At 47.3% G+C, this 14579-nt stretch carries 9 protein-coding genes; 2 read left to right on the top strand and 7 right to left on the bottom strand.

Annotated features, from left to right (window positions below; translation table 11 throughout):
* Positions 1-91 precede the first annotated feature (91 nt).
* Positions 92-1354, top strand: a complete 1263-nt coding sequence (locus NYE35_RS07945) for a TraB/GumN family protein (protein WP_341120611.1) — start codon at positions 92-94, stop codon at positions 1352-1354.
* 189 nt (positions 1355-1543) lie between these two features.
* Here the strand turns inward: NYE35_RS07945 and NYE35_RS07940 are convergent, their stop codons facing one another.
* Positions 1544-2833: a Gfo/Idh/MocA family oxidoreductase gene (locus NYE35_RS07940; protein WP_076297614.1), complete on the bottom strand. Its 1290-nt coding sequence runs from the start codon at positions 2831-2833 to the stop codon at positions 1544-1546.
* 147 nt (positions 2834-2980) lie between these two features.
* Here NYE35_RS07940 and NYE35_RS07935 point away from each other — a divergent pair, with 147 nt between their 5' ends.
* Positions 2981-3808 carry an AraC family transcriptional regulator gene (locus NYE35_RS07935; RefSeq protein WP_076104901.1) on the top strand — a complete coding sequence of 276 codons (828 nt, stop codon included), beginning with the start codon at positions 2981-2983 and terminating at the stop codon, positions 3806-3808.
* A 574-nt stretch (positions 3809-4382) separates the two neighbouring features.
* Here NYE35_RS07935 and NYE35_RS07930 read toward each other — a convergent pair.
* From NYE35_RS07930 to NYE35_RS07905, 6 genes are read right to left on the bottom strand one after another with little or no spacing between them, the layout of a single operon-like run.
* Positions 4383-6602 (bottom strand): glycoside hydrolase family 88/105 protein, encoded by a 2220-nt coding sequence (locus NYE35_RS07930; protein WP_341120609.1) that lies wholly within the window; start codon positions 6600-6602, stop codon positions 4383-4385.
* Between the two features lie 15 nt (positions 6603-6617).
* Positions 6618-7889, bottom strand: coding sequence for a rhamnogalacturonan lyase family protein (locus tag NYE35_RS07925; RefSeq protein WP_445321948.1), 1272 nt, complete (start codon positions 7887-7889; stop codon positions 6618-6620).
* Positions 7890-7916: 27 nt separating this feature from the next.
* Entirely contained in the window at positions 7917-8726 is an 810-nt protein-coding gene (locus NYE35_RS07920; RefSeq protein WP_036675667.1) for a polysaccharide deacetylase family protein, read from the bottom strand.
* A 21-nt stretch (positions 8727-8747) separates the two neighbouring features.
* On the bottom strand, positions 8748-9455 hold the full coding sequence (locus tag NYE35_RS07915) for a DUF1961 family protein (protein ID WP_341120607.1): 708 nt from the start codon (positions 9453-9455) through the stop codon (positions 8748-8750).
* A 27-nt stretch (positions 9456-9482) separates the two neighbouring features.
* Entirely contained in the window at positions 9483-12101 is a 2619-nt protein-coding gene (locus NYE35_RS07910; RefSeq protein ID WP_445321947.1) for an exo-rhamnogalacturonan lyase family protein, read from the bottom strand.
* A gap of 46 nt (positions 12102-12147) precedes the next feature.
* Positions 12148-14562, bottom strand: coding sequence for a helix-turn-helix domain-containing protein (locus tag NYE35_RS07905; RefSeq protein ID WP_341120603.1), 2415 nt, complete (start codon positions 14560-14562; stop codon positions 12148-12150).
* Positions 14563-14579 lie beyond the last annotated feature (17 nt).

The following is a 14579-nucleotide window of genomic DNA, read 5'->3' as shown; positions in this document are numbered from 1 at the left end:
ACAAAAGGTATAACTGTTTATGGGAAAATACGTTAAAATCAGAGAGTGACTTACATCTTTCATTCTTTTTTAGAAACGGAGTGTCCTATTAATGAAAAAGCTAGGTGCATTATTTTTATCCATTTTCATGGTTATGTCTGTCTTTACCACTGCGCATGCTGCTGAAAAGCCTGTCGGTGTATGGATTGATGGAACCGAAATAAAGTTAGGCGATTCTAACCCTGTTGTAGAAAAAGGAACGACCCTAGTTCCTATGCGTCCTCTGCTAGAGAAGCTTAATGTAAATATTAATTGGAATAAAAAAACCCAAACCGTAACAGGGACCAAAAATGGACTGGCCCTCTCACTGACCATTGGCAGCACAACTGCAACGGTAAATGGGGAGAAGAAAAAACTAGAGGTGGCTCCTAAGACCATCAACAATGTCACCTATGTTCCTGTCCGCTTTATAGGAGAAACGATCGGCTATAAAGTGGAGTGGAGTCCAGCGCTGCGCACCATCACTTTTGTGGCCAATACTCAAGCTGCAGGAAGCACCGGATTCTTATGGAAAGTGGAGAACAAAGGCAACACCGTTTATCTGCTTGGTTCTATCCATGTGGCTAACGACAAAATGTACCCGCTGCGTCCGGAGATTGAAGCTGCTTTTGAAGCCTCGCAATATTTAGGTGTCGAAGTAGATATCTCTAAGATTGATCAAGCTGAGATCCAAAAGTTTATTTTGGAAAAAGGCTCCTATACAGATGGAACCAAGCTCAAGGATCATGTATCCGCAGATACCTATAACAAAGTGACTCAACTGCTAAAAGCAAATGGTCTGGCGGAAAATGCATTCGATTCCTTCAAACCGTGGGTCGTTACCCAAGGTGTCTCAAGTCTACAGATGCAAGTTACAAGTTATACGGCGGATACCGGCATTGATTTATATTTTTTACAAAAAGCAGGCAAGCTGAACAAACCTATTATTGAGCTGGAAAACACACAATTGCAGCTGAATATGTTCGACCAGTTCTCAGATGGATTGCAAGAAAAGCTTCTTGTCGACACACTCGGCAGCCTCAATCAAACGGACAATATTTCCGCAGCAGCTTCACTGGATGCACTATCCCAAATGTGGATGCAAGGTGATGAGCAGTCGCTCGTAGCGATGACAAAAGCGGTCGCGCAAGAGCCAGAGTATTATAAGGGCCTGGTTTCGGATCGTAACGTCAACATGGTGAAGCATGTAAAAGAATATTTGAATAGTGATAAAAAAGCGACTTACCTTGTCGTCGTTGGCGCGCTGCATATGCTCGGTGACGATGGTATCGTGACCCAATTGCAAAAAGATGGCTTTAACGTCGTCAAACAATAATTGCTTTAGCTAAAATAAACAAGGCTGTCTCTTAGTCATCTACGATGACTTTGGAGGCAGCCTTTTATTATACTTTTTTAGCTTAATCTAAAAGTAGAAGTTGGCTTAACGTGCGGACAGAGCGGAGGGCCCTCCTGGATTCTGGAGAAACGCACCCTCCGAACCCATAGCCGCTTGTTCATAAACGGGCTACTTCAATTTTATTAACTGATCTACCTTAACTGGAAGTCCAGTAGCTATTGAACGATTTGCCGCAATCCCGGTCATAATAGACAACGCCCCGTCCACATGGGAAGCCGCACGATTAAAGCGATCCTCTAGCGGACATTCAAAAATATCACGCAGCATCACAGGATCTCCGCCCCCGTGCCCCCCAACTCCTTCTTCAATCTCCACTTCATAAGGTGCTGCGAAATGAGGGAAGACCGTGATCCGCTTGTCTTTTAACGCCCCTTCATCTTCCTTGTTTCCTCCGGCATTTACATAAGACTGTTCGACGACCTTTACTTCCATCCGCCCCTTCGTTCCATTAAATACTACAATGAAGCCCTCCCAAGGCAAATAAGCATTAAGTGAATAATTCATAATCGTCTTATTTTTGTATTTGACCATAACCGCCATCGTATCCTCAATGCTGATATTATCACCGAACACACTTTGATCACGCAGGTAACCATCCTCATGCTCCGTATCCAGATACATCTGCTTTAACTGCTCGTTGTCTTTAAGATGCAGGGCAAACGGATCATTTTCTGCCGCGCTACTTCCATGAGCACGCTGATAAAACTCAGTCACCCCGCGCTTCTCCGCGTTTTCTCTGCCATAAAATCTTAGATCGCCCATCGCATAAATCGTATCCGGGCGCGAACCCAGCCAGAAATTCATCAAATCGAAATGATGTGTGGATTTATGAACCAAGAGACCTCCGCTGTTCCGTTTATCACGGTGCCATCTGCGGAAGTAATCCGCCCCATGCTGCGTATTCAGCAGCCACTCGAAGTTGACGGAAAGCACTTCTCCAATCGCGCCGTCCATAATGAGTTCACGGATTTTGGTGTTGTGTGGTGCATAGCGGTAATTGAAGGTCACACGCAGCTTTTTCCCAGTCCGCTCAATCGCTTCAAGAATTTCCTGACATTTCTCTTCATCCACTGTCATCGGTTTCTCCGAAATAACATCGCAGCCAAGCTCCATCGCCCGGATAATGTAACGATGATGCGTGCGGTCAATACTCGTGACAATTACCGTGTCAGGTTGGGTTTCCTCAATCATACGGTCAAACTCATGAGCTTTATAGGTAGGAACCGCTTGATATTTATATTTTTCCTCCAGCAAACGGTTCGCATAATCCATTCTTGCTCCATTCACATCACAAAAGGCTACAATTTCAGAGGTTTCACGATAATTCGTAGTGATCTCACCATAAAAAAACTCCGCTCGGCCGCCGGTTCCTACGAAAGCATATTTCTTGTTGGACATCAGGATCACTCCATCACTTATTGATTTAAAAGCGTTTTCTTCTTATAGTGTATAGTATAAAATACATCTGAATCTAAGCGATTCTTAGCAGAAACAATAAAAACTTTGCATATATTATCTACATTATCTGAAAGGAGCAGATTTAGCATGGAACAGGAGCCTCAGCCTCCTTTTATGATTGAGCAAATAAAAAGAGCCGGTCCATTCAGCATGGATTCCGACCATTATCACGATACTTACGAAATTTATTATTTACTCGCCGGGGAACGCAGTTATTACATTAACAATCTGATCTACACCTTGCGTAAAGGTGATCTGATTTTTATTAACAAGAACGAGCTCCATCGTACCACCTCTAAAGGCTCTGCAAGCCATGAACGGATCTTAATTAACTTTGAGGAAAGCTTTCTGCAAAAGACATTGGCGCACTTCGAGCTGCATTTTCCATTTATGGCTACACAAAGCTTGCTTTTGCGGCCCGGAGTACATGAACAGGGGGCCATTGAATATCTTCTTTTCAGCATGCTAAAAGAACAAACAGAACCACGGACACAGCAAATCTCCTATCTTCAGACGCTGCTCATCCAACTATTTATTGAAATGAACAGAATACAGGAAATAAGCCGCGAGCCCATTGCCCCTGAGAGCAGTGAGAAGCAGCTAAAAGTCTACGAAATTATCGATTTTTTACAAGCACATTATGCTGAAAAGCTTACATTAGAGCGGCTATCTGAGACTTTTTTCATCAGCAGCACCTATCTCTGCCGTGTGTTCAAGCAGACAACTGGCTTCACCATCGTAGAATATTTAAACTACATTCGGATCAAGGAAGCCCAACGTCTCTTGCAGAGCACCAACGCTAAAGTTACGAACATCGCCGAGGATACCGGCTTTGACAGCATCGCCCACTTCGGGCGTGTATTTAAACAAATCGTTAAACGCTCGCCTTTGCAATATCGCAAGCAAAACCGCTGATCCACAGCTAGAAATCACAACCGATTCTCTATGTAGCCGCTCCGTCGCCCGGAAGTATACATGTGAAATGTTGTCGGCATATGGGGGCATCGGGAACGGGGGCATCGGGAGCATCTGGCATCTGGCATCTGGCATCGGGGGCATCCGGAGCATTGAGGCAACAACAATACCCCGTCCCTAGATTACCTTTTCGCGCGAACAAAGTTCATGAGGCTATCGGACCCAGTGGACCTTATTCGCAGCATAATCGCTATTTTGGGATTTTATCGGACCCCATAGTCGCTATTGGTATAAAAAGCTACCTATATTGAGCGTTTCCGAAGGAATAACGTCACTGGAGTCCGAACCCCTGCCGAATAAGCAATAAATCTGCAAATAACTTCATCTGGGTCCGCATAACTTTGTCTCGCAGGAGTAATCGACGGTTTCGGGGGGGGGCCGGGGGGTTTCGGGGTTTCGGGGGTTTAGGTAGCACTGTAACGCATAACAAGAGCAGCGATCCCCACTAATGGAGTATCGCTGCTCCGCTGTCATTTTGTGATTAATACGGTCGTCTCATTCCTCATCATGCCATTCATTTTGCTTCGTTATGTGATTTCATTTCCAAATCTCGTACAAGCCTGTGAACCTCAATTCCGGCCAGCAGCACGATGCCAATCCCATGTGTATCGTTTAATTGCCAGGTCAATTCATCTTTATAATACAGTTTGTTAAACGAATAACCCGAACCGCGGCAGACACCGTAAACATTGCCTTGTTTGTCAATACAATGACGGGTTAAGCCGCTCCAGCCGTGGAGTGCAGAGGTTACGTATGACTCTGGTTCCAGCAGCCAACCGCAGCGGACGCCTCTAGCAAAAGCATAAATAAACATAGAGGTACAAGAAGCCTCTGCGTAGGACTCAGGATCTGTTAACACTTGATGCCATAGGCCCCGCTCATCTTGCAGCTTAAGATAGCCTTTACTAAGCTCGCGGAAATAATCAAGCAAATCAGATCGCAACGGATGTTGCTCAGGCATTACTTCAAGCAGCTCAGTCAGTGAGAAAATCACCCAACCATTACCTCTGCCCCAAGGCACACCATTGGGTTTATTAAACTTATAATCATATACATGATGCATAATGCCAAGCTCCGGCTGGAACAGCCGCTCCTTGTAATGTAAAAACTGCGCCGCCGCATCATCAAGATAAGCAGCATTTCCGGTCAATTCATAATATTTGCTTAGAAATGGCGTGCTCATATACAGATCATCACACCACATCGTCTGCTGCATGAAATCAACTGTGCCACTGGTCCGATACAGAGCTCCGTCAGGCAGCCTGCTCTGCACTTTAGTAATGTAATTGGCAATTTCAGCAGCAGCTTCCGGTGCACCCTGTAGTGGACGAAGCTTATTTGCTTCCAGCATCGTTGCCCCGAAGGATCCGCAGTCGTCCAGCGAATCCATCAGCGCCAGCTGATGATTGATGCCCGGAGCGCCATAACGTTCAAGGTCCCATAAGGCATATTCGTGCAGCGCTGTACATTGCTCAATATGGTGTTGTGCATATTCGGCATAATGGGGGGCCTTAAGCTCTACTCCTGTTCTCAGCAATCCGTACAGGGTTACGCCTAGAGGGTAATTCCAGCGCCCAAACATAACACTCTCCAAATAAGGCCTAACCCAGCTATTCGGTTGGTCCACCCGCCAAAAGGTTACTTCATCCGCTTCCCCAAATAAAGTATCCATAGAGGTCAGTTCTAAGACTTTCGGCGCTGTCCCCGAGGTGAATAGTCCAAGGTACAGCCAAGGATCAGTTAATCCTTCAACTGAATAAGGTTGCACGAGACTACTCTGAACACCACCAGACCGTACGTCCAGTTCAAATCCCCAATTCCCCTCTCCGCAGACGGACTCCACGACGAGATCATGTAGTCCATAACCAAGCTCCAGTTGGATATCCAGCGTGCCGTTCACGTTCTGGTGCTCAGCTACAAGTTCCCCATTCACATAGATAGAGATTTCAGCCATTCCACGATAGCTACCTTGCAGGCGTATGTCATCTTTCTGTAGGCTCTTAACTTCCAGCTTACACCAAGCAAACGCCTTGGCTCCTAGTAATTCCCCAAATATACGTGAACAGTTGCCAGATGCCTGTTCCTGTGGCGACCATTGCGGCGTCGGAAACCAAACGCAGCGAGCTGTCATTTGCTCTTCAGTGAATTCAGCTTTCAGCCAAGCTGCCCAAGACGTCTGTTGGGGTCCACTATATATCCAACCTTCACAACCGCTTAACTGCGCCGTTGGAGTAAGAAAGTGTACCGGTGCACCTTTGACACTGCCCGTTCCAAAAACCCCTCCGCAACCTGTACCTGTTGCAACATACTCCAGTACAAGATGGTTCCAGCCTTTATCCATGCCCGCCCGAAAAAACGTCCTCCGGTCCGGAAACACATCATCATTTAGATTGGAGCTAAACACCAGCCGTCCATTTATGTAAACCTTAACTGGACTGTAGCAACTAACTGAGAAAGGGGCTTCTACCTCATTGTCGCTCCACAGCTTTCCCCACACATATACGAACTGTCCTGCCTCTAGCTCCGGCAGTCGTTCTTCCAGATTCATATCATAACGGCAGTCGCGGAGCCGTTTGAAACCACTCTGCGAATGTACCCGGTAAACCGGAGGCTGCGGGGGATAGGCACCGATAAAACGGCTGGCCACAGCGGCCAGTACATTTTCGATTTTGCCCCCATTATATTTGGCAATACAATCAGGATCAGGAAAGTATTCTGGAATATAAGTACTCACTAAACGTATCCTCCTTCACACCGTTATTTCTCCACCCGGATACAGCGTCGAGTTGTACAATCTTTTAGGGTGAGGTAACGATTTCTCAGAAGCACATGTACTAATATCTATCCACTCGCTTGAATATACCGTTGCTGACTCATCATTATAAATTACAACCTGTTCCCTGCCACATCCCAGAAGATCGCCGTGAACGGCATAACCTTCCTCCTTGAATTCAGCTACAACCCTCATATGTCCATCGTACAAAGCAGGATATACCCCGCCTCCCCGGCGGTACGCGAGAATATAATCCGGAGAACCCACTTGCCAGTTGCTAACGGCTTCAACGATAGTCAGCCAACCGTCGGTTGTACGTTCTTCTTTCCACAGTTCCTTGCCATTACAGTCTAAAAGGAACAACGCATCCTTACCTTTTAGCCCTTTGCCGTCATCTTCGCGGATCATTCGGTCCAGCCCGGCAACCTGAAGACCAGGCAGTTCGGGCCGGAATCGGCCTAACGCCAGATGCTGTGACTCTATAGAACCGTCATAACGCCAAAGCTCTTGCCCGTCCCGGTCATACATCACCGTTACGCTTCCGCCGACAACCAGTTCAGGATAACCATCTCCATTCACATCGCCAACCCAAATACAGTCCGCGTGGTCATCCAGATCGTGGCAGCTCCATAATAAATTACCTTTAGAATCAAGCAGATCATAACCTGCCATCACTTGATCCTGTCCATTTCCATGAAGATCGTGAACCCACGGATAATGTCCTACATTGCCTGTATGCGTCCATAATAAATTGAAATCCTTATCCAAGGCCCACAGTTGATGATAACGGTCCTTCAGAATGATGTCGGAAGCATGTTTTTGCCCTGTTAGATTGGCAATGATAATACAATCATGTGCATGTTCAGCAGGTAAGTCGTATATGGACTTAACCGTTCCTGTTGAACCTTCAAAAATATGAAAACGTCCATCCATTACACATAATACTTCCAGCGACCCATCACCATCTATATCATAAACTTGCGCTGGATAGTCCGAGCCTTGGCTGCCAGCGTCAGGATCGGGTGTGCCCACCTGCCACAGCAGCTTGCCATCCATATCAAAAGCGGTCAGGCATTGCACCTGATGGGGAATATAACGAACATCCTGGCGATTATCCGGCTGGACCAGCAGCATTTCTGCACGTCCATCCCCATTCAGATCGCCAATAAGCATTTTACAGCGTGGACCGGCAGCGGAAATATCTACTTTTGCCAGCTGATAGACTGATTGTGTGTCCTTCGTTCTCACTAGAATCCTCCTGTCTTCTCTCTTCGATTAAATCTCAGGGAAACGGACGGTTTGTCCGCCTGCTACTTCTATAATCACACCGTCGATTTCCAGCCAGACAGATACCGCTCCCGGATTATATACAAAATCCCGAGCAGCGGAGAAAATAAGGGCTTCACAAGCCTTCATATAATGAACGAGTTCAATATTTGTCGCGTACCAGATTTCCTCTAGTCCTCCCACTGCTTCACTGAAGCTTTCTATCAACTCCCAGTTATTATCGTTATCAAATTCATAACTATGGCCCCACACATACATCAGATATAAATACTGCCGTTTATGCAGCTTCACGAACTGCTCCGCATGCTCCAGCAAATGATCATTATGATGGCAAGTCCCCCGCCATTCCAGCCAATCCTCCGGCAGCCCAAAGCCGCCGCCAGTGGTCTGTACCACACGGGCATATTCCATGCCTAAATGAGGCAAAAGCTTCTTTATCTCCTTGTTAAAGGAACCGTTAGGATAAGACATTCCCCGTATCGGCACCTGGAGCAGCGTCTCAAAATATTTTCGATCCTCCATAATCTCATGGATGATTTGCTCCTGCGGACAACGGGCCAGCGTCGGATGGTGTTGCGTATGGACAGATACTTCATGTCCCTGGTACAGCTCAGTTATTTCATCTGCCGTAATACGATCACCTTCACCCAGCAGGCCAGAATTGAGATGAAATGTTCCTCTAATCCCATGGCGGTTAAATAGTCCTACCAATCTTTCGTCAGCCCGTCTGCCGTCATCATAGCTCATTGTAAGCGCCTTATGTCTGCCCTCAGGGTAACAATAATAAATAATAGACATCAATCTGAAGCCTCCTTCGCATTACTGTCCAAAAACCGTCAGATTCGAGTAATCAGCAATCAGGGGTGCCATCTGTCGGAACCCAATTTTCCCGCCTGTCAGTAGCGGCCCATAGGTTTCACCATCATCTATCCATGTAAAAATCGGCAGTTCATTGATTGCAAAAGACAGCATAGGGCCACGTTTCACCACTAACATCCGGTAGGGCTCAGTCATGTCGCTGACGTCCGGAAGCGGATCGGCTGCCTGCGCAACCAGATGAAAACCATAACTTTTGCGCAAATTACAGGTGTGAAATTCACGTTCTTCCACCCAACGCCTGCGAAAATACGAGATATGATACGTGTCTATCTGCCCGTGATGGTATTGATCATATTCACCCGTACGGCGAGCAAGCGTGGAATCAAATAAATCCTTCCCACCCTCTCCTTTGGCCGCTATAAACAAAATCGCCAACCCCGGCTCACACAATGGGCGGAATTTCCACGATACGGCGAGGTCTGCCGGGAACTCCTCTGGACACCAGAGAACGACATTTGCTTGTTGTCCGGCCTCGGCATGGATAGTGCTCTCTAATCTCATTCGTTGCAAAGGGAAGGAAACCGTTCCCTCTCCCTCCATCTGGAATCCAGCGATATCACTAGTTGAAGCGAGGGGATTATGGTAGATTGGTTTCCATGCTTCAGGGATCAAACCACCTATACCCGTGTCCTGCATCGGCCTAGCCATAAATCATTCCTCCCCACAATGAAGCCTTCAATTCGCGAGTTCCGGTATAGCACTACCGATTAATTCCAAGGCAATGATCGTATTTAAAGACCACTGCGAGGCTTCATTTGTATTCATCCAATCGATCTCATTTAACTCAGTCATATAAGTGACCCGATCAGCTTCCTCCTGTAGATTCACACAACCAAACGGATTCTCCAGTAAAATCGACCAGCACCGCTCTGCCGTCGCTGGATCCTTGCGGTAATATGCTCCATATGCCGCAATGGCTACGCTGAGTACAGGATGCTCAAAACGGAGTTTTCCTGAAATCAACCCTCCTGTAAATGCGTCCTTCTCTTCTTGTGGCAAATTATAAAATACGCCGAACTCAGCCAGCATATCTTCCCAGTCCGGGTCCTCCAGCATTGCCGCCAGCTCGAACCACACCTGTGGACCTCCCATGCTAATCGCTAGATGACGCCCCCAGTTATCGTCGCCCATTCCCGACAATAGGCCAGTTGCCGGATCATACCCATATGTGGGACCAGATAATAGCCGTAAATTTGCCCTTTTGATGCAAGCCATGCCTGTTATAATCTTGTCACGATAAGCGGTATCCTCGAACCGCTCCCAGCGGGTCATCCAATTAGAGCTAAAGGCCGCCCAGTCCGGACCCACCCTAACATGAGTCGGGAATTCATCCTTCGGAAAATACGCCCGCATCGGGTCCAGAGTAACTGTTGAATAATCAGCATCCTTTACACTGTCCATAATATCGCCGACCCGCTCGTCTCCGGTCAGATAATAATAGTAGCGATGCAGACCCGCCATAGCGATACGAGCCTCTTTGCAGCCGCAGCCCCAGTGGATGACATTATGCCGCGAGCCTAGTCCGGCGTATTCGCCAAAATGATATACATCTACCTCACTCGTATGCCTGGTCATAGCTTCGGCCATTCGGAACACATCCGCTCTCCCGGACCGGAGAAACGTTACCCACAACCACATATTTGGCACCAGCTCGGAATTCTGCCAGGCACAGCCACCGAGATCATAGTTCCATACATGTCTGACCGGATCGTAGCTGTGCATGAAATCTCCGTAGTCCCAAAAACCGTACCATTTGCGCTGCTCGATCTCTTCCTTGTAAAAGGAGATGATCCCGTCCAGCCGCTCTTCCAGATACACCTTGGCTGGCGTGCTCCGATCAGGCAAACTCCAGAAACCAAAAGCACCCGCTTCATGATAATAAGTTGGTTCACAAACCAGCAATGAAGGTTCTTCAGCTTCTGCCTGCATCCGCTGCAACAATTCAGGCCCGGGAGTCTGCGCCGTACACCAGAATGTTAGCTCGCTAGTATTAGCGATACCAAATGGAGTGGCCCGTAATTCTTCTGCACCTTCATACGAGGATTCCACATGTGTTTTTGTATCATAATGCCGCAAGTCCATAGCTGCCGCATCAGGTGACCAGAACCAGACAGTAAGAGCTGCCGCGTCTGTGGCAGTGGATCCAATCTCCATTCCTGCCGGATGCTTACGCCAGAAATTCTTCATCCCGACGGCTAGCCCTCCACCCTCTGCTCCAACATAACCAAGCCCACCTGCCCGGCGGCCTTCTGCTGCCTTGATCCAAGCGCACCCATCCTCTGTCCACTTCCAGATCCCATAATGCTCGGAAGAATCTTGAACCAGCCGAAAGCTGCCCCAAGTCGCGGAGTCATCCAATAAACTAAGGAAATAGGCATCCTCTTCTGGATCAAATTTCACAGCACATCCTGCTACCTGATCGACGAATAAATCACGGTACTTACCTTTGGTTCGCCGTGTATGCAACGTCTTAGGAGACTCGCTAAACAAGCCGCTATCTCCGGCAAAACGAACATGGCGGTTGTAAAGCGGTCCATGCAGCGGCACTGTGAATTCTATTCCTAATCCTTTAATAAAATCCTGCTGTGGATTACCGTCATAATGAAACGTATGAACTAATCGAATAGACTCCAGCCCAGCATAAAAATATAAACGTAACGTATAGGGAAGCCACTCACGAGCATTGTGTGAAGCTTGGTGAAGTCCCTCTAGCTTCACCACTGCGCGAACAGGTCCGTCCTGTTCAAGGATGGCACTTAACGTTCGTCCTGTGAATCGCTCCTCACGTATGCTCAGGGTGCCAGCACCCTCATCTCTCTGTTCACGTATACATACAAGCTCTCCATTACTGCATACTTCGGTTCCTTCCGTGTCCGCCGGATTTCTGCGCACAATACTGCGGATAAGACCCTTCCCCTGCTTGTTAACCGTGCAAATAATAACACCTGTATCTATAATGAAAGCTTCCTCTGTTTCCTGCACAGTTAGTCGCTCAGTCATTTCCGTAGCTGGAGCCGCTTGATTTATTGTCATTGTCGCTAAGGAATCCTGCTGAATATCCGAATTTTTGTTTACTGCCGAGTGCGTGGACCATTTGATGCTCCCGTCAGGCCAAAAAGCTGCCGGCCAGCTTTGCAGCGGCACAAGCTTTTCGTTCTTCGGCATACTTAAGCAGAGATTCTTTAACGATTCCCTGTTGAGCGCTCCTTTTTTCCAAGGAACCCCCCAGGTAACACCCACATCAATAGCGGGCTTTTTTAGCCAATGCAGGCTAATCGGCAGAGCCGTAGGCACAACAACCATCTCCTTTATACCTTCTTCGCCGCACGTCTTCTTACTTTTAAAGAGCTTCATTATTATGGCTTAGCTCTCTATAGCGGCTTGGGGTTATTCCCTCTTGTTTCTTAAAAATCCGGTTAAAATAGCTATGCTGATAACCCACCTGTTCAGCTACATCGTTAATTCGCAGCGAGGTATCACGCAGCAGCTCCTTGGCTTTATCAAGCCGCAATTCGGTCAGATAATCAATGAAATTTTTCCCGGTGACCCGTTTGAATGATTTACTCAGTAAAAATGGGCTGATCCCTGTATAATCCGCACATCCATCCAGCGAAATATTATCCATATAATGCTCATTGATATACATCATGGCATGCTCAATCGTCCGTTTGATTCCGGCATCAGAACGCTCGCTCAGCTCCGTCAGATACGGTGCGACTACCTTTTCCTGAAACCAGGCAAGGATAAGCTTCGGCTCATGAATTTGCGACAGTGCCGCGTACAGATTAGCCCCTTTGAACAGTTGGTTTGGATGAATGCCTGAGACCATAATGGCGTGCTGAATACTGCCTAACAAATGAAGCATGCCCTGCTGCACATCAATCACTTTTGCCCCATTGGCACACAGTGCCTCCAGAAATTCCTCCAACAGCCGGTAAGCCTCTTCCGCTTCTCCTGTGCGCAGGGCCTGAATCATTCCGCGCTCCAAAGTGAACGAATATTGCGGTTCAGGCGTACTTTGCCCCTCACGATCCAGTAGCTCCATATTAATAATCTGGTTCTCACCACCAAACTGGCGATAACTAGCGGCTTGCTTCGCAGCCTCGAACGCTAGCGGAATACCGGATATCCTTCCAACCGGTGCACTAAACGCCACTGTTACCCTCATTTTTAACATGCGATTAATCGTTCCTGTCAGTTCTTCGCTAAAGGCTTGCACCGCTTCCAGCGATGGATTCGCAACGGGTTCGATAAGAAGTAATCCTGCCGTGAGATCATGGAAATTGATAATATCAGCCTGCTTAAAGTGCTCGGCAGACAATTCTCCGATAATATTGACGGCGGCGAATGATACAAGACTTTCATCACCGTTGCGGAACTTCCCCTCCTGGCTGGAGATGCCTGTAAGCTGAATATAAAGAATAATATAATGACAATCCTCTACTTCCCACTTAAAACGCCGCATCCGGCTTTGCAGATCCTGCTCAGAATAAGAATATAAATATCCCTGAAACAGCTGATGCAGGAAGCTTTCCTTCACATGTGGAAGTTGCTCGGAAAGAGTGTACTTCAGGGCATGGCTCTCCCCGTGCAAGTTCTGCCAATGTCGTTCAATCAGAATAAACTCATCCTCCCTACTCGCAGCCGCCGCTTGGTCAGGCAACAAAGTCTGCAGCAAACGTCCTATCGGTGAATAGATTTTGCGGGAAGCAAACCAAGACAGAATCGCCGCCAGCAGCAAAGCACTGAAGCTAACTAAAAATATCAGTCTTGAAATGAAGACGACAGGTGAAGTTATGCTGGTTATCGGTGAAGCGGACACATAGAGCCAATCTGCGGAGAGTCGGGAAAACTCACCATAAGTCACTGCATATGTAGCCTTACCCCAGTCGAAGAGAAAAGAGGACTCAAGATTTGACTCATGGTTCGCGCCCCGTTCCACAATCTCATTATGCAATGCGGTAAGTAAGGGAGAATCCTCGGCACTGTCTCCAACAGATACGTACAAATCCCCCGTCGTCTGCAGCAAAAATGTCTCGCCGCTATTATAAGGTGTCATAGTTCGTAGCATCGCAGCTACTTTCTCCGTATCCATGCGGAGCAAAAGAGCCCCGAAGGGCTTCAAGCTTCCGCCCGGAATATGATGGACAAGCGTTAATTCTTTGACATTTGGTTTATTGGGATCGAATGCCCACTGCGTCCAATAGGTGCTTTGTTCAGTATCAATCAATTTGTCATATTGACCCGATACCGCGCTGGAGTCAATCGTGCCATATTCGGGATTAAATAGTAATGGATGATCTCCTGATAGATAGAGTTCAACGTTACTCGTCATCGTGTTTGAGCCCTGCATCACTACGAGTGTCTTCGTAATATCCCAAGCCCGCTCATGATCCTGAATAAAATCAAGGCCATTCAAGCTGTAATCAAACTTGGGATCAAAGGCCCAATGTGCCAGCATCAGCTCCAGATTGGACAGTTGATCATCAATATTAGCCGCCCGCTGTTCAATCTGCCTGTTATGCATCTGCAGCAGCTCGCTCTCCAGGCGTCCCCCTGCCATCCAGTAGACAAGCGCACCAATAATAAACCCCGGAATGGATGACACCACCAGCATAATGATCAGATTTTTACGATAATATCGGCCCTTACAGCCTGACCAGCCTTTTGTATAACGCTTCCATTTCGCCACATTTCTCATCACTATGCTCTCACCAGCCGAATCAGATAAATTTGAAGTGCAATCGAACCACATTCGTTTTGCTCCTCAGA

This window comes from Paenibacillus sp. FSL L8-0494, from assembly GCF_038003695.1.
Taxonomy (GTDB): Bacteria; Bacillota; Bacilli; order Paenibacillales; family Paenibacillaceae; genus Paenibacillus_AQ; species Paenibacillus_AQ odorifer.
Note: the sequence above shows the minus strand (reverse complement) of the source record. Positions and strands in the feature narration are given on the sequence as shown.